At 59.7% G+C, this 14,360-nt stretch carries 18 protein-coding genes, 1 tRNA gene and 1 pseudogene; 11 read left to right on the top strand and 9 right to left on the bottom strand.

What is annotated here, in order from left to right; translation table 11 throughout:
• The first annotated feature begins 588 nt into the window (after window positions 1-588).
• On the top strand, window positions 589-867 hold the full coding sequence (locus DMZ65_RS08590) for a hypothetical protein (RefSeq protein WP_116598498.1): 279 nt from the start codon (window positions 589-591) through the stop codon (window positions 865-867).
• Window positions 868-878: 11 nt separating this feature from the next.
• Here DMZ65_RS08590 and DMZ65_RS08585 read toward each other — a convergent pair whose 3' ends face one another.
• The gene (locus DMZ65_RS08585; protein ID WP_116598497.1) at window positions 879-1,523 is read right to left on the bottom strand and encodes a L,D-transpeptidase; all 645 of its coding nucleotides are present in this window, start codon (window positions 1,521-1,523) and stop codon (window positions 879-881) included.
• Window positions 1,524-1,736: 213 nt separating this feature from the next.
• Window positions 1,737-1,970 (bottom strand): DUF8831 family protein, encoded by a 234-nt coding sequence (locus tag DMZ65_RS08580; protein ID WP_084350195.1) that lies wholly within the window; start codon window positions 1,968-1,970, stop codon window positions 1,737-1,739.
• A 173-nt stretch (window positions 1,971-2,143) separates the two neighbouring features.
• Here DMZ65_RS08580 and DMZ65_RS08575 point away from each other — a divergent pair, with 173 nt between their 5' ends.
• Entirely contained in the window at window positions 2,144-2,866 is a 723-nt protein-coding gene (locus DMZ65_RS08575) for a M48 family metallopeptidase (protein ID WP_116598496.1), read from the top strand.
• Window positions 2,867-3,213: 347 nt separating this feature from the next.
• Here the strand turns inward: DMZ65_RS08575 and DMZ65_RS08570 are convergent.
• Window positions 3,214-3,299: transfer RNA gene (locus tag DMZ65_RS08570), tRNA-Leu, on the bottom strand.
• Between the two features lie 114 nt (window positions 3,300-3,413).
• On the opposite strand from DMZ65_RS08570, the gene DMZ65_RS08565 reads away from it, so the two are divergent.
• From DMZ65_RS08565 to DMZ65_RS08550, 4 genes and pseudogenes are all read left to right on the top strand, one after another.
• A complete protein-coding gene (locus DMZ65_RS08565) occupies window positions 3,414-3,992 on the top strand; it encodes a YqaA family protein (protein WP_116598593.1) in 579 nt (192 codons plus the stop codon).
• The gene (locus DMZ65_RS08560) at window positions 3,989-4,450 is read left to right on the top strand and encodes a disulfide bond formation protein B (RefSeq protein WP_116598495.1); all 462 of its coding nucleotides are present in this window, start codon (window positions 3,989-3,991) and stop codon (window positions 4,448-4,450) included. The genes DMZ65_RS08565 and DMZ65_RS08560 overlap by 4 nt, the downstream gene beginning before the upstream one ends.
• Before the next feature lie 49 nt (window positions 4,451-4,499).
• Entirely contained in the window at window positions 4,500-4,724 is a 225-nt protein-coding gene (locus DMZ65_RS08555; RefSeq protein WP_332871570.1) for an arginase family protein, read from the top strand.
• A pseudogene (locus tag DMZ65_RS08550) lies at window positions 4,709-4,858 on the top strand (arginase family protein); the annotation flags it as partial. The gene DMZ65_RS08555 and the pseudogene DMZ65_RS08550, both read left to right, overlap by 16 nt.
• Before the next feature lie 121 nt (window positions 4,859-4,979).
• Here the strand turns inward: DMZ65_RS08550 and DMZ65_RS08545 are convergent.
• Complete coding sequence (locus DMZ65_RS08545; RefSeq protein WP_116598494.1) at window positions 4,980-6,314, bottom strand: sigma-54-dependent transcriptional regulator; 1,335 nt, start codon at window positions 6,312-6,314, stop codon at window positions 4,980-4,982.
• Between the two features lie 5 nt (window positions 6,315-6,319).
• Complete coding sequence (locus tag DMZ65_RS20135) at window positions 6,320-6,991, bottom strand: sensor histidine kinase (RefSeq protein ID WP_369122633.1); 672 nt, start codon at window positions 6,989-6,991, stop codon at window positions 6,320-6,322.
• Here DMZ65_RS20135 and DMZ65_RS20180 point away from each other — a divergent pair.
• Complete coding sequence (locus DMZ65_RS20180; RefSeq protein WP_438942715.1) at window positions 6,971-7,816, top strand: tyrosinase family protein; 846 nt, start codon at window positions 6,971-6,973, stop codon at window positions 7,814-7,816. The two genes, DMZ65_RS20135 and DMZ65_RS20180, sit on opposite strands and share 21 nt — an antisense overlap.
• A gap of 310 nt (window positions 7,817-8,126) precedes the next feature.
• Here DMZ65_RS20180 and purQ read toward each other — a convergent pair whose 3' ends face one another.
• The 3 genes from purQ to purC form a co-directional block, all read right to left on the bottom strand.
• Entirely contained in the window at window positions 8,127-8,795 is a 669-nt protein-coding gene (gene purQ / locus DMZ65_RS08535) for a phosphoribosylformylglycinamidine synthase subunit PurQ (RefSeq protein ID WP_116598492.1), read from the bottom strand.
• 14 nt (window positions 8,796-8,809) lie between these two features.
• Window positions 8,810-9,040, bottom strand: coding sequence for a phosphoribosylformylglycinamidine synthase subunit PurS (gene purS / locus DMZ65_RS08530; RefSeq protein WP_116598491.1), 231 nt, complete (start codon window positions 9,038-9,040; stop codon window positions 8,810-8,812).
• Between the two features lie 93 nt (window positions 9,041-9,133).
• Complete coding sequence (gene purC / locus DMZ65_RS08525; protein ID WP_116598490.1) at window positions 9,134-9,895, bottom strand: phosphoribosylaminoimidazolesuccinocarboxamide synthase; 762 nt, start codon at window positions 9,893-9,895, stop codon at window positions 9,134-9,136.
• Between the two features lie 158 nt (window positions 9,896-10,053).
• Between purC and DMZ65_RS08520 the strand changes: the two genes are divergently transcribed.
• Both DMZ65_RS08520 and bmt read left to right on the top strand, forming a co-directional pair.
• Complete coding sequence (locus tag DMZ65_RS08520) at window positions 10,054-10,368, top strand: DUF1476 domain-containing protein (protein ID WP_116598489.1); 315 nt, start codon at window positions 10,054-10,056, stop codon at window positions 10,366-10,368.
• 207 nt (window positions 10,369-10,575) lie between these two features.
• Window positions 10,576-11,589: a betaine--homocysteine S-methyltransferase gene (gene bmt / locus DMZ65_RS08515; RefSeq protein ID WP_116598488.1), complete on the top strand. Its 1,014-nt coding sequence runs from the start codon at window positions 10,576-10,578 to the stop codon at window positions 11,587-11,589.
• 86 nt (window positions 11,590-11,675) lie between these two features.
• On the opposite strand, the gene DMZ65_RS08510 is transcribed toward bmt, so the two are convergent.
• Window positions 11,676-12,761 (bottom strand): PA0069 family radical SAM protein, encoded by a 1,086-nt coding sequence (locus DMZ65_RS08510; protein ID WP_116598487.1) that lies wholly within the window; start codon window positions 12,759-12,761, stop codon window positions 11,676-11,678.
• A gap of 179 nt (window positions 12,762-12,940) precedes the next feature.
• On the opposite strand from DMZ65_RS08510, the gene DMZ65_RS08505 reads away from it, so the two are divergent.
• Both DMZ65_RS08505 and DMZ65_RS08500 read left to right on the top strand, forming a co-directional pair.
• Entirely contained in the window at window positions 12,941-13,645 is a 705-nt protein-coding gene (locus DMZ65_RS08505) for a corrinoid protein (protein WP_084350211.1), read from the top strand.
• A 47-nt stretch (window positions 13,646-13,692) separates the two neighbouring features.
• Window positions 13,693-14,343 carry a DUF1638 domain-containing protein gene (locus DMZ65_RS08500; RefSeq protein WP_116598486.1) on the top strand — a complete coding sequence of 217 codons (651 nt, stop codon included), beginning with the start codon at window positions 13,693-13,695 and terminating at the stop codon, window positions 14,341-14,343.
• Window positions 14,344-14,360 lie beyond the last annotated feature (17 nt).

Raw genomic sequence — 14,360 nt, 5'->3', positions numbered from 1 at the left:
CATCATCGGTGTTGTAGTCGTTGTAGTGGCAATCGTTGGCTTCGTGCTGTGATCGAATAATGTCTGTTGGCGGGCCTTTTGGCTGCACCTGAGTCATAGGCCCGCAAGACGACAGAGCCTCCAATCGGCAATATGCTGTCAGCGCGTGTCGGTAGTGTGGCTCTTACAGCGAATTCGGTTTTATTTTGATGGTCAGAGCCGTGCTTAGGCGGGCAAGGCCCTGAGCAGGTGCGATTTTCAGATGAACACAACCCGAGGCCGCCAAAATCTGTCAACGTGACGCGCTGGCGGCAACCAAGCGACGGATGACCTGCTCGGCGGCGGCATAAGGCGAGCTCTTGCTTAGAATGCAACGTTTTCGGGTATGGAACTCTGCTAGGTTTTGTTGGTTCGGCACCGCTGATCCACCTCCCACACACCTCAAAAGTTTGAAAATTCGGTAGATGCGGGGCATTGCCAATAACGATCCCCTTTATTATCGCTGCGGCACCGTTGCCATGATTTGCATCGTAACCACCGCTCGGGCTTGCGGCTCTGGTCGCGCAATGCAAGCGTGTTACAAAGACGATCAAACCGGAGAGTACGAAAATGATTCAATCCAAGGCTTTTCTCGTGGGGCCGTTATTCCTGCTGGGTCTGTCCGCCTGTGAACCCGTGCCTTCCGATGGCGGCGCAAGCCGTGGGGACTATGTCAGCGTACCGGAATCGGTCTCCTCAATCGCGGCATCCTATCAGGATCTGACCACGGCAAGGCTTCGGAAAGAGGACGGGTGCTATTGGTACACGCATCGCGGGCCGGTTGAGACGACCGAACTGCCCGTGCGCACAGACAATGGCAGCCCGATCTGCACCGGCCCGGTCAGCTAAGTTTCGGCGTGTTACAATGTCCCGCCATCTGTCGGGTACAGATAGGCGGTGACGCCGGTATTCACCTGCTCGTACAGCGCATTGATATGCGGCATCACCATCCGCACACATCCTGAACTGGCCCGCGTTCCGACGGAACGCGGCGCAGGCGTCCCATGAATACGCAAATATGTGTCTCGATTGCCGACGAAAAGATACAGCGCCCGTGATCCCAACGCGTTCGCCGGACCTGGAGCCATACCACCTGCCCAGTGCGCATATTTCTCAGGCTCGCGTTTGATCATCGTCGCAGTGGGGGTCCATCGGGGCCACTTCGCCTTGCGTTTGATCGTGTAAACGCCCGGCTCGTACAGATTATCGCGCCCGATTGCCACGCCGTAGCGCATGGCCGTGCCGTCTTGCTGGATGTGGTACAAGTAGCGCGCGACCGCATCGACATGAACGTCCCCCGGCACCAGATCCGGATTGGCCTTTACCAAAGTTGGCAGAAACCGAGGATGCAATCCCCATGGATTGCTGGTTCTCAAGTCAAATCCCGCAGGCGTCACCTGCGCATCCCAAGCCTCCCAATCGCTGGGCGCTGCGAAAGCAGGCCCGACAAAGGCCGGCGCAGCCAGCGCGCCCAGTGCGCCAATCATTTTGCGTCTTGTAAACATGCGATACCTTTCGAACTTGTCGCACCAAATGCCGAACCCCGGCACATGGCTTTGGCCTCATGAAACCGTCAAACTCAAGGCAGGTTCAAATGCAATCGCCCCTTTAGCTGAACTTTTTTGCAAGATGAGGTGTTGAGGTTGCAGGTGCCGCAAGGTCAGGCACCGGCACATGCGCGCCCGATGGATGATACGCCCATCATGGAAAAGAAAAGCTCAGGTTTTCTTGCGCGAATAGACGCCCTCGGGAAGCGAAAGTGCCGCTGCAAGATCCCGCATCTGCGAAATCGAAAGCGTGATCGTGTTCACCCGGTCGGTGCGCGGGTCGTATTGTTCAACAGTGATGCATTCTTCAAATCCGTTGACCACCACATCCTCCTGCAAGGGGGTTTCGCCCTCGTCCACAAGGGTCACAACGGTCGCGTCGAATTCGTGCTCTATGCTGAACATGGCACCAGCCTATCGGTGGGGGAGACATCTGTGCAAGCACTGCTTTGGCAAGCTAGACGTAGATGCAACGCCTCCTGTCCCCCGACATCGGCCTACCCCTTGAATTGCCATCCTGGCCGGGTCAAACTGACCCCCGTTGCCTTCCGGGCCCCCTATTCTGTTCAGGACATCGCATGCGCTGGTTACTTCCTCTCGCCCTTCTGCTCTTTGCCGGCTGCGAAGTGATCGAGACACCCTCTTCACCGCCGCCGCAAAACACCTCGGCGCGGCCTGTCCAAGCCAGTGATGCCGCGCGACGACTTCGGGCGCAGCGTGCAGCGCAGCAATTTGTCAGCGTCGTCAATATAATGGAACCTATCGCCGAATCGGAATGCCGCCGCCGCGCACCGGGGATGAATTGTGATTTCCTGATTGTTGTGGATGACCGGCCAGGTCAGCCACCCAACGCGTTTCAAACCCTCGACCGATCTGGTCGGCCAGTTGTGGCCTTCAACCTCGCCCTTATCGCGAGCGTCGAAAATGCCGACGAACTGGCATTTGTGATGGGGCACGAGACCTCGCATCATATTCTGGGCCACCTCGCCCGCAGTCGTAATAACGCCATCGCGGGGGCGGTGATCCTGTCCGGGCTTGCGTCCTTGTCCGGCGCTGATGCGGACGGGATCCGCAGCGCCGAAGAGTTTGGTGCCGCCGTGGGTGCGCGCACCTATTCCAAGGATTTTGAGCTTGAGGCCGATGAATTGGGTACGATCATCACCAGCCGTGCAGGGTTCAACGCAATCCGCGGTGCCGCGTTTTTCACCCGGATCCCGGATCCGGGCAACCGTTTCCTTGGCAGCCATCCGCCAAATTCCGCCCGTATCGACATTGTGCGCCGGACGGCCGCCCGCCTTTGATTTGGAAGTCGGGCCGGAGAACGCCGTCGGAGATGGGTTTCCGGCGGTTTGATAGAATCGTTCACACTGAAACAAGCACTATCACGGACGAAACCGTGACGTCCGACATGCTGTGACGTGGGGTCGGATTTGCTTTGGACCATTTGCTGCGGAATGAACCGACGCAAAAAGGCACAAGCCGGGTCCGTCCGGAATCGAAGCGGTGCCATTCTACGGTCAAGGGCCACTATTGATCCGGCCTTGCGCCGCAATACGACCGTCCACTCAACATGTCGGGTGATGTTTGCGAAAACACCGACGCATCACGTCGATCCTCAAACATCCAACGGAGACCCTGCAAAACAAGGTGGTACCCAAGGCCGGACTCGAACCGGCACGCCCGTTAAGGCGGGGGATTTTGAATCCCCTGCGTCTACCATTCCGCCACTTGGGCAACGTGGGGTTCTCTACCCAAGCAAGGCGCGTTCGTCCAGAGGCAAAGTCGCATGTTGACCCGCAAAGCGGCGCATGATCTTTGCCCGACAACAAAAACCACGAGATTTTCGCGATGCTTCGTCGACTTTATACCCGAATGCTTGGCCTCGCGGATCACCCGCAGGCGCTTTGGGTGCTGGCATTTGTAGCCTTCATCGAAAGCTCTGTCTTTCCGATTCCGCCCGACGTTCTGATGATCCCCATGATTCTGGCCCGGCCCAGCCGCGCCTGGCTGATTGCCGTGGTGGCAATGGTCAGTTCCGTCATCGGCGGATTGCTGGGCTATGCCATCGGCGCGCTGTTTTATGAACAGCTTGGCCTGCCCATCCTGCAATCTCTGGGCAAGGCGGATGCGATTGCCGCATTCAACACCCAGTTCAACGATTTCGGATTTTGGGCCGTGCTGGTCGCAGGTGTCACACCCTTCCCCTACAAGGTCATCACCATCATGTCGGGCTGGACCGGCATGCCGCTGGCAACCTTCATCGCGACCTCCGTGCTGGCGCGCGGATTGCGGTTCTTTATCGTGGCGGGGCTTTTGCGCGTATTCGGCGCACCAATTCGTGATTTCATAGAAAAGCGTCTGGGTCTTGTGTTCACGGGTTTTGTCATGTTGCTTCTGGGTGGGTTCCTGATGGTGAAATATCTATGAATTGCAGAACACTGACAATCCTTGCAGGGCTTGGCTCTGCGCTGCTATTGCTGGGGGCCTTCGGTTTTCAGTATCTGGGCGACATGCCACCCTGCGCGCTGTGTATCACGCAACGCTATCCGCATGCGGCGGCGGTGGGGATCGCGGTGGTTGCGCTGGCTTTTGGCTGGCGCTGGTTGACGCTGCTGGGGGCTGCGGCAGCTGCGACAACCGCCGGCGTGGGGTTCTATCACACCGGGGTCGAACGCGGCTGGTGGCCAGGGCCGGATACCTGCACCTCCGGTCCGGTCGGTGGTCTGTCCACCGATGCTCTGCTCGATCAGATCATGACCGCCCCGATGGTGCGCTGCGACGAGGTGCCTTGGGAGATGTTTGGCCTGTCAATGGCAAGCTGGAATGCCGTCGCGTCCTTGATGCTTGTCGCGCTATGGCTCGCGGCGTTTCGCGCAAAACGATAGCGTCCACCACGCCTCTTGGATGCGGGCCGCCACAGCCTAAACGGAGGATATGATGACAAAGATCCATTACCGCTTGATTGGTGCCCCTGTCGATAGCGGACGCGTTGGACGAGGCTGCCTGATGGGGCCGGATGCAATGCGGACCGCCCGTCTGGCCGACGCACTGGCCGATCTGGGCCACGACGTAACCGATATGGGAAACCTGAGCCCGGACGACGTACCCGGCGTGGATGTCTCCTCCCACGTCCACGCCTATGCCGAGACAGCGGGTTGATGACCTCGCTGGATCTGGTGGAGCTGAACCCAGCACTGGACGAACGCGGACGCACGGCGCAGTTGATGGTCGATCTCGACGCCTCTGCACTTGGCCGCCGCGTGTTCGACCGTCCGACCACGCGCCTGCTGTGACATAGCCAAACAACGCAAGTCATCCGCCATCATGTGTCATGCATCGTCCAGACTTAGGCGGCCGACATGAAAAAGGGGCTGACACAGCCCCTTTTTCTATCCGAAATATTGTACGCCCCAATTACAGGTAATCGGATCGCTGGAGCTGATATTTGGCCATTTTCTCGTTCAACGTGCGGCGTGGCAGGCACAGCTCTTCCATGACGCTGGCAATCGAGCCTTTGTGACGGCGCATCGTATTGTCGATCAACATCCGTTCGAACGCCTCGACATATTCCTTCAGCGGCTTGCCTTCGGTGGTCATCACCGGCTGCATGTCGTCATGGTCGTTCATCAACAGCGACGAAATGGTGCCCGACGCGCGCCGCGATTGCAGCACCGCCCGTTCGGCCAGATTGATAAGCTGCCGGACATTGCCGGGCCACGGTGCCTGAAGCAGTTGCGCCGCCTCCTGTGCAGAGATTTCCGGCGCGTCACAGCCATATTCATCGGCAAACTGTTCGCTCAGACGGTTGAACAACGTCAGAATATCCTCACCGCGCTGGCGCAAGGGCGGGACAGTGATGCGCAGCGCCGCAAGCCGGTAGAACAACCCCGATTTCAGCGCATCCTCGCAGGTGCGGCCTTCGTTCTGAAGGTTCGAGATCGCGACAATCCGCGTCTCTGGCGGTGATCCCTGTTCATTTATGGCGCTCAGCAGTCGTGCCTGTGCCGCGTCGCCCAGCGTTTCGATATCTTCCAGCACAAGAGTGCCGCCGCGCGCCTGTTCCATCGCGGGCAGTTCCGAATCTTCGAGCTGCGCCGGGCCGAACAGCCGCCGGATCAAGGCGTCCTCGTCATAGGCGGCGCAGGGCAACAGCACAAATCGCTTGCCGGCACGAGAGCCGACCGCATGCAGCGCGTGGGCAATCAGCGTCTTGCCGGTCCCGGTTTCACCGTCGATCAGCACATGACCATCGGCCTGACCAAGATCCAGAATATCCTCGCGCAAACGCTCCATCACCGGGGAGGCTCCGATCAGCTTTTTCATAAGCTGGCCGCCATCCGACAATTCCTTGCGCAGCGCCCGGTTGTCCAGCGTCAGCCGCCGTTCATTCGTGGCCTTCTTGGCAAGCTCTGTCATCTTGTCCGGGTTGAACGGCTTTTCAAGAAAATCGAACGCCCCTACCCGCATCGCCTCGACAGCGATCGGCACATCGCCATGGCCGGTGATCATGATGACGGGCAAGGCGCTGTCCGTGCTCATCAGTTTCTTCAGCAATTGCAGCCCGTCCATACCGGGCATCTTGATGTCAGAGATGACAATGCCGGGATAGTCCGCCCCCAGCTTGCTCAACGCATCTTCGGCGCTGCCGAAAGTTTCAGTGTCATAGCCCGACAGCGCCAGCCATTGGCTGATCGACTGTCGCATATCCTGTTCGTCATCGACGATGGCGATCTTCATTGCCTTGGACATCCGTTCTACTCCGCAGCCTGTGTTTCATGTGTTTGGTCTAATATGGGCAATTGCATCTCGAACACTGCCCCCCCTGCATCAGAATTTCGTGCGGTCAGCCGGCCGCCCAGATCCGCTACGATACCTGAAGAAATCGCAAGTCCCAAGCCGACACCGTCACCGGGTTGCTTGGTCGTGTAAAACGGCTCGAACAATTCATCGAGATCTTCGATCCCGTGACCGTTGTCACGCACCGTCAGAGTCGCTGATCGGCCCGAAGAAAGCAGAATATCGACCTCTGCATCATCTTCGCCCTTTGTGGCATCCAGCGCGTTGCGTAACAGGTTCACCATAACCTGTTCAATCCGCATTCTATCGCCCATCACCAGCACCGGATCGTCTGGCAGGATGCGGGTGATCTTGACCTGCCGCAGCTTCAACTGCGGCTCCATCATCGACAGCGCCGAGGCCAGCGCATCCCGCAAATCCACGGGGCTTAGCTCTTGCTGGCCCTTGCGGGCATAGGATTTCAATTGCCGGGTGATCGCGCCCATCCGTTCGATCAGATCGTCGATACGATGGAAGCTTGACATCGCTTCCTCGGATCGCTCGCGGCGCAGCAAAAGCCGTGCGCCTGCCAGATAGGTCTTCATCGCCGCCAGTGGCTGATTCAACTCATGGCTGACGGCGGCGGACATTTCGCCAAGCGCCGCCAGCTTGGAACTTTGCGCCAGGGTCTGCTCGGCCACGGCCAGATTTTCCTGAACCTTTTCGCGCTCTGCAATCTCGCGCTGAAGCCGCAGGTTAAGCTGCCGCAATTCCGCCGATTCGCGCTGAAACAATGCCATGCGCAGCGCCGTCTTGCGGCTAAGCACATAGAAGGCCAGTGCAAGCAAAATGGCAAAGCCCATGATTTCCAGCGCCAGAACGCCGTTCACTCTTTCGCGCACGGAAGTATAGGTCGTAAAGCTGGCCATGCGCCATCCGCGAAAACTGATCCGGTTTTCGGTGCGCATCACTGCTTCGCCCAGAATATACGCGTCGGCGGAATCGCCTCTCCAGCCATCCGTGATCTTGATCGCCCGCTCGATGGCACCCTCTGCCGGTTGCTTTGCAAGGGCTTCGGGTTCCGTCAATCCCCGCCAGCGCGGCTCTGTCGCCAGAATGATCGTGCCCTCGCTGTCAGTGACCAGCACCGCGTCAGAGATCCCCGCCCAAGCGCGTTCGAACTTGGCCAGATCGACCTCTACCAGGATCACGCCGACCGTATTGCCGCCGCTTTCAACCCGGCGCGAATAGGTGAAGACATAGCCACCGCTTTCGCGCGGCAGCGTGGTGAACACGGTCTGGTTGGACCGCATCCCCTCGACGAAATAGCTGGCCGTGCGATGATTGGACCCCAATCGGTTCCGGTCGGTTGCGGCCACCGTGCGCCCGTCACGATCCAGCAGCATCAGGGACGCCGCACCAATTTCATCGACAAAAGAAATCAGCCGCTGCGTCGATTGCGAAAAATCGTTTGAATTCAGCGCGCCTATCAGCGCCGGATCGCGCGCCAGAAGCTGCGGAACAATCGCGTTTCGGCGCAGTTCCGACAGCAAGTTGCCCGAGTAAAGCGCCAGCCGCAGTTCTGCCCGATTGCGGGTTGTCTCGGTAAAACGATCGGTCAGCAGCCGATTGGTGAAATACACCGTGACCGCCGCCAACAAAAACAGAGTGACAAGCGCAATCCTCACCCGCCAGCTAAGCGGGGCAGAGCGGCGTTTGCTTTGTGGTTTGAGGGCGCGCGTAACCATGGCCACCAGCCTAGGCTGATGGCGCGAAATCCTCAAGTCAGGCGCTGGCCAGCGCCTGCGTCAGATGAGCGAAAAACGGCGCACCATCGGTCCCGCCATGGCGCGCATCCGCCGCCCGTTCGGGATGCGGCATCATGCCCAGCACGCGGCGGTTGGCAGACAGCACGCCCGCAATATCCTGAGCCGACCCGTTGGGGTTTTCCGCATATGTAAAGGCCACGCGATCCTCATCTTGCAGACGCGCCACGGTCTCCGGATCGGCGGTGTAATTGCCATCGTGATGCGCAATCGGAATGTTGATCAGCGCGCCCTTTGTATAGGCTGAAGTGTAGACGCTGTTTTCGGTCGCGACTTTTAGGGGCGTCGTCCGGCAGATATATTTCAACCCCGCATTGCGCAGCAGCGCCCCCGGCAGCAACCCGGTCTCAGCGAGGATCTGAAAGCCGTTACAGACGCCCAGCACAAAGCCGCCCCGCTCTGCATGCGCTTTCACCGACCGGCAGATCGGCGAATTGGCGGCAATCGCACCGCAGCGCAGATAGTCACCAAAGGAGAACCCGCCCGGCAATGCCACCAGATCCAGCCCTGCGGGCAGTTCGGTGTCCTTGTGCCAGACCATTGTGACATCCAGCCCCGCCGCAGTCAGGGCGGTGGCCATGTCCCGGTCGCAATTCGAGCCGGGGAAGACGATGACGGCTGCACGCATGTCCGGGGCCCTCCTCAGGCTAATTCGATGTCGTAGCGTTCGATGACCGTATTGGCGAGCAGCTTGTCGCACATCTCGCGCACGGTTTCTTCTGTGGTGCCCTCGTCCAGGTCCAGCTCAATCACCTTGCCCTGCCGCACACCGCCAACGCCATCAAAGCCCAGCGACCCAAGCGCGTGGCGCACGGCCTCGCCCTGCGGATCAAGGACCCCGTCCTTCAGCATCACATGAACCCGTGCCTTCATCTTACTCTCCGGTCGGCTGAGGCAAGGCCAAAGACCCGCCTTTTTCCTAATATTTTCAATCGGTTTCATCCACGCCTTCATGCGCGGAAAGGTTTAGTTGATAAGGGTCGGCCTGGTGATCTGCGTGGCGTTCTTGGGCATGACACCAAGACGCCGCGCGACTTCGGTATAGGCGTCGGTCAAGGACCCCAGATCACGCCGGAACACGTCCTTGTCCAGCTTTTGCCCGGTTTCGATGTCCCAAAGGCGGCAGCTATCCGGGCTGATCTCGTCGGCAATGATCAGACGCTGGAAATCGCCATCATAGACGCGGCCGATCTCGATCTTGAAATCCACCAAATTGATGCCGACGGCCATCATCACGCCGGACATGAAGTCGTTGACCCGCAGCGCAAGGCTGAGAATATCGTCCATGTCCTGCTGACTGGCCCAGCCGAAGGCCGCGATATGTTCCTCGGTGACCAGCGGATCGCCCAGCTTGTCATCCTTGTAGCAATATTCGACGATCGGACGCGGCAGCGATGTGCCTTCTTCAATCCCCAGCCGCTTGGACAGGCTGCCGGCGGCAAAGTTGCGCACGATGATTTCCAGCGGAATGATCTCGCAGGACCGCACCAGTTGCTCGCGCATGTTCAGGCGGCGAATGAAATGGGTGGGCACGCCGATATTGTTCAGACCGGTCATGAAATATTCGCTCAGCCGGTTGTTCAGGACACCCTTGCCGTCGACCACGTCTTTTTTCTGCGCGTTGAAGGCCGTCGCGTCGTCCTTGAAATACTGCACGATTGTGCCAGGCTCGGGGCCTTCATACAGGATCTTTGCCTTGCCTTCGTAGATTTTCTTGCGCCGCGCCATTTTTTCTCTTTCTTCGCCATGCGGGGCCGAGTCCCCGCCGCACAGCGCTCTCTTAGTGCATGGGCGGCATTGTCGCAAGCGCGGCTCAAGCCTCTTGCTCTTGGGCGTTCTGTCACGCATATCAGATAAAACCGGATTTCCACCAGGGAGCAGCGCCAATGACCGCCTTTGACGACCGCGAAAGTGCCTTTGAGAACAAGTTTGCGCATGACGAAGAAATGAAATTCCGCGCTGAGGCGCGTTGCAACAAGCTTCTCGGTCTGTGGGCCGCGGAATTGCTGGGCAAGACCGGCGAAGACGCCAATGCCTATGCCCGCGAAGTCATCAAATCGGATTTCGAGGAAGCCGGGCACGAAGACGTGGTGCGAAAGGTGTCGGGCGATCTGGGCGATATCGCCACCGCTGACGAGATCCGCGCCAAGATGGCCGACCTGCTGATTGTGGCCAAAGGCCAGTTGATGAAAGAACTCTGACAGGTTCTCACGATACTACATATCCGAGTTCTCAGACAAAGCGCCCCGCCGACAGATCGGTCCGGGGCGCTTTTTTCTGGCGCTGGCCACCGCTTCAATCCGGCTTTGCGCAAATTCTCATAATGAAGATGAACATTATGAATTTGCGTCCAGACAGGCAATGTGGGACATGGGCCCAAACGTCCTGACACACGAGTGCCCTGTTCCATGACCAATCCGCTGACCAAGCTTCTTTCCGAACGTGACTGGCTGATGACAGATGGCGCGACGGGCACCAACCTGTTCAACATGGGCCTCGAATCCGGCGAGCCGCCGGAATTCTGGAATGTCGATGAACGTGCCAAGATCGTCAAACTCTACAAGGGTGCGGTGGATGCGGGCAGCGACATCTTTCTGACCAACAGCTTCGGGGCGAATGCATCAAGGCTGAAACTGCACAAGGCCGAGGACCGCGCCTTTGAACTGTCGCGCATTTCCGCCGAAATCGGCCGCGAGATCGCCGATCAGGCGGGGCGCACGGTGATTGTGGCGGGATCTGTCGGACCCACCGGCGCGATCATGCAGCCCGTTGGCGATCTTGGCCATGCCGAGGCTGTCGCGATGTTCGAGGAAACCGCCAAGGGTCTGAAAGCCGGTGGCGCGGATGTGCTGTGGCTGGAAACGATCTCGGCACCCGAGGAATTTCGCGCCGCGGCCGAAGGCTTTGCCAATGCCGAGATGGACTGGTGCGGCACGATGAGCTTTGACACCGCAGGACGCACGATGATGGGCCTGACCTCTGCCGACATGGTGCAACTGGTCGAAGGCCTGCCCAACCCGCCCATCGCGTTCGGGGCAAATTGCGGTGTCGGCGCGTCGGATCTGCTGCGCACCGTGCTTGGCTTTTCAGCCCAGGGCACCGAGCGGCCGATCATCGCCAAAGGCAATGCTGGCATCCCGAAATTCGTCGACGGCCACATCCACTATGATGGCACCCCTGACCTGATGGCCGAGTACGCCATTCTGGCCCGTGACTGCGGCGCGCGGATCATCGGCGGCTGCTGCGGCACGATGCCGGAACATCTGCGCGCCATGCGCGAGGCGTTGGAGACCCGGCCCAAGGGTCAACGCCCATCGCTGGAAATCATCACCGAAAAGCTGGGTGGATTTTCGTCCGACAATGACGGAACGGGCACCGACCAGCCCACTGCGCGGCCCCGACGCCGCCGCGCCCGCGGCTGACACCGCGACCACAACCCAGATTGCAAAAGGACCGCCCTGCCCGTTTTGGACAGTGCGCCGGAACAGACATGGCCCAACAGATCGCCTTAGAACAAGCTCAGCTGATCGCCCGCCCGTTTTGGCGGACAAAACAGATCACAGCGCAGCGGCGGCGTCTTTTGGTCCAGCTCAAGCCTGCGGGCCGCTACCGCGAACCGGCGGGCGATGATCTGCGCATAGGCTCCTTCACCGCGCATCCGCCTGCCCCAACTGGCATCATAATCCTTGCCGCCATGCATCTCGCGCAGCCGCGCCATGATACGGCCCGCACGGTCCGGAAAATGCGCGGCCAGCCATTCCTGCCACAGCGGCGACACCTCTTGCGGCAAGCGCAGCATGATCCAACTGGCCGCATCGGCACCAGCCTCGGCCCCTGCTTCCAGAATGCTCTCCAGCTCGGGATCTGTCAGCGCGGGCACGATCGGCGACACCATCAGCCGCACCGGTATGCCTGCCTGCGTCAGCCTGCGGATCGTGGCGAGGCGGCGTTTCGGGGCGGGCACGCGCGGTTCCATCAACCGCGACAGTTTAGCGTCCAGTGTGGTCACGGAAATCCCCACCCGCGCCAGCCCGTCCGCCGCCATGTCGGCCAGAATATCCATGTCGCGTTCCACCAGCGCGCCTTTGGTGACAATCGCCACGGGGTGCCGAAACGCACGCAACACTTCCAGACAGGCGCGCATGATGCCATGGGCCTTCTCGATCGGCTGGTACGGGTCGGTATTCGTGCCGATGGCAATCGGTGCCACACGGTAACGCTTTGCCCGCAACTCTTGGGCCAGCACGTCCGGGGCTTCGGGGCGCGCCACCAATCGTGTCTCGAAATCCAGCCCCGGCGACAGGCCCAGATAGGCATGGGTCGGACGCGCAAAACAGTAGATGCAGCCATGTTCGCAGCCCCGATAGGGATTGATCGACCGGTCGAACGGCAGATCGGGCGAGCGGTTATAGGTGATCACGCTGCGCGGTCGCTCTTCGCTGACCTGGGTGCGGATAACCGGCAGGTCTTCGGGAATGTCCCAGCCGTCGGACACGGCCTCGCGGATATGCCGTTCATAGCGTCCGGTGGCGCGGCTCAGCGCGGCGCGTCCCGGACGTTGTTCGGCGGCGATCTTTGGGCGTCGGCAATCCATGGCGCCAAACTAGAACGGATAGAGAACATTGGCAATCACAGTCGCGTTGAAACGCGGCCTCAGGTCGGTTGCAAGCCCACGCAGGTCGGAAAACGCCAAGTCACACAACCACAATAAGCTGACATACGAAATTGAACCGGTACGGCTTTGGGGCCTGCCCATACGAAAAGGAAAATCCCATGTCGGAAGAAGAAGACGAAATCATCCTGTCGGAACTCGACGACAATGATCTGGTGCAACAGATGTTCGACGACCTTTATGACGGTCTCAAGGAAGAGATCGAGGAAGGTGTGAACATCCTGCTGGAGCGGAACTGGGAACCCTACCGCATCCTGACAGAAGCCCTGGTCGGTGGTATGACCATTGTCGGGCGCGATTTCCGCGACGGCATCCTGTTCGTCCCCGAGGTGCTGCTGGCCGCCAACGCCATGAAGGGCGGAATGGCGATCCTGAAACCCCTGCTGATCGAAACCGGCGCGCCGCGTGTCGGCAAGATGGTGATCGGCACGGTCAAGGGCGACATCCACGACATTGGCAAGAACCTTGTCGGCATGATGATGGAAGGCGCAGGCTTTGAAGTCGTGGATCTGGGCATCAACAACGCCGTGGATGCCTATATCGACACTGCGAAATCCGAAGGCGCGGATATTGTCGGCATGTCGGCGCTGCTGACCACGACCATGCCCTACATGAAGGTCGTGATCGACACGATGGTCGAACAGGGCATCCGCGACGACTATATCGTACTGGTGGGCGGCGCACCCCTGAACGAGGAATTTGGCCGCGCAATCGGTGCCGATGCCTATTGCCGGGATGCCGCCGTCGCGGTTGAGACCGCGAAAGAGTTCATCGCCCGCAAGCACAACCAGATGGCTGCCGGCTGACCCCTTTTGGCCTGTCCCTGCGGGGGCGGGCCGGGACGCTACCCAAGATGACAACAAAGATCCCCAGCGACGAGACCCTGACAGAGACCGGATTGGAGGCTTCTGGCAAGGGTCGTGTACTGATCATCGCCTGCGGCGCATTGGCCCGCGAAATCCTGGCATTGGTACGGCTGAACCGCTGGGATCATGTGGACCTGCAATGTCTGCCCGCGATCCTGCACAACCATCCCGACCGGATCACCGATGCGGTGCGGGAGGCTGTCACGCGCCACCGCGAGGAGTATGCCACGATCAGGGTCGCCTATGCCGATTGCGGCACCGGCGGGCAGCTTCAGGAAGCCTGCGCGCAGATGGGGGTAGAGATGATCGCCGGGCCGCATTGTTACAGCTTTTTTGAGGGTAACGAGGTGTTTTCTGGCCGTGCCGAGGATGAATTTACCGCCTTCTATCTGACCGACTTTCTAGCGCGACAGTTCGAAGCTTTTGTCTGGCGGCCGCTTGGCCTTGATCGCTATCCGCAACTGCGGGACACCTATTTCGGGCATTACGAAAAACTGGTCTATCTGGCGCAAACCGACGACCCCGCCCTGACCGAAACCGCCCGTGACTGCGCCCGGCGATTGGGTCTGGCGTTTGAGCGACGCGCCACAGGCTACGGCGACCTTGCCACGACGCTGGCCAACTGGGCAGACGGCTAGCGCGGGGCTGTTTCAGT

Origin of the sequence: Primorskyibacter marinus, assembly GCF_003313245.1 — a bacterium.
Taxonomy (GTDB): Bacteria; Pseudomonadota; Alphaproteobacteria; order Rhodobacterales; family Rhodobacteraceae; genus Primorskyibacter; species Primorskyibacter marinus.
The sequence above is the reverse complement of the archived record's forward strand: the minus strand, read 5'-3'. Positions and strand labels throughout refer to the sequence as shown.

Coding starts and splice junctions, on each gene's coding strand:
- purC (WP_116598490.1), bottom strand. CDS start 9,895: ATGGCGCGGCGCAAGAAAATCTACGAAGGCAAGGCAAAGATCCTGTAT.
- DMZ65_RS08520 (WP_116598489.1), top strand. CDS start 10,054: ATGACCGCCTTTGACGACCGCGAAAGTGCCTTTGAGAACAAGTTTGCG.
- DMZ65_RS20135 (WP_369122633.1), bottom strand. CDS start 6,991: ATGTCCGCCGCCGTCAGCCATGAGTTGAATCAGCCACTGGCGGCGATG.
- DMZ65_RS08565 (WP_116598593.1), top strand. CDS start 3,414: ATGCTTCGTCGACTTTATACCCGAATGCTTGGCCTCGCGGATCACCCG.
- DMZ65_RS08590 (WP_116598498.1), top strand. CDS start 589: ATGATTCAATCCAAGGCTTTTCTCGTGGGGCCGTTATTCCTGCTGGGT.
- DMZ65_RS08505 (WP_084350211.1), top strand. CDS start 12,941: ATGTCGGAAGAAGAAGACGAAATCATCCTGTCGGAACTCGACGACAAT.
- DMZ65_RS08585 (WP_116598497.1), bottom strand. CDS start 1,523: ATGTTTACAAGACGCAAAATGATTGGCGCACTGGGCGCGCTGGCTGCG.
- DMZ65_RS08575 (WP_116598496.1), top strand. CDS start 2,144: ATGCGCTGGTTACTTCCTCTCGCCCTTCTGCTCTTTGCCGGCTGCGAA.
- bmt (WP_116598488.1), top strand. CDS start 10,576: ATGACCAATCCGCTGACCAAGCTTCTTTCCGAACGTGACTGGCTGATG.
- purQ (WP_116598492.1), bottom strand. CDS start 8,795: ATGCGTGCAGCCGTCATCGTCTTCCCCGGCTCGAATTGCGACCGGGAC.
- purS (WP_116598491.1), bottom strand. CDS start 9,040: ATGAAGGCACGGGTTCATGTGATGCTGAAGGACGGGGTCCTTGATCCG.
- DMZ65_RS08555 (WP_332871570.1), top strand. CDS start 4,500: ATGATGACAAAGATCCATTACCGCTTGATTGGTGCCCCTGTCGATAGC.
- DMZ65_RS08580 (WP_084350195.1), bottom strand. CDS start 1,970: ATGTTCAGCATAGAGCACGAATTCGACGCGACCGTTGTGACCCTTGTG.
- DMZ65_RS08500 (WP_116598486.1), top strand. CDS start 13,693: ATGACAACAAAGATCCCCAGCGACGAGACCCTGACAGAGACCGGATTG.
- DMZ65_RS08545 (WP_116598494.1), bottom strand. CDS start 6,314: ATGTCCAAGGCAATGAAGATCGCCATCGTCGATGACGAACAGGATATG.
- DMZ65_RS08560 (WP_116598495.1), top strand. CDS start 3,989: ATGAATTGCAGAACACTGACAATCCTTGCAGGGCTTGGCTCTGCGCTG.
- DMZ65_RS08510 (WP_116598487.1), bottom strand. CDS start 12,761: ATGGATTGCCGACGCCCAAAGATCGCCGCCGAACAACGTCCGGGACGC.
- DMZ65_RS20180 (WP_438942715.1), top strand. CDS start 6,971: ATGGCTGACGGCGGCGGACATTTCGCCAAGCGCCGCCAGCTTGGAACT.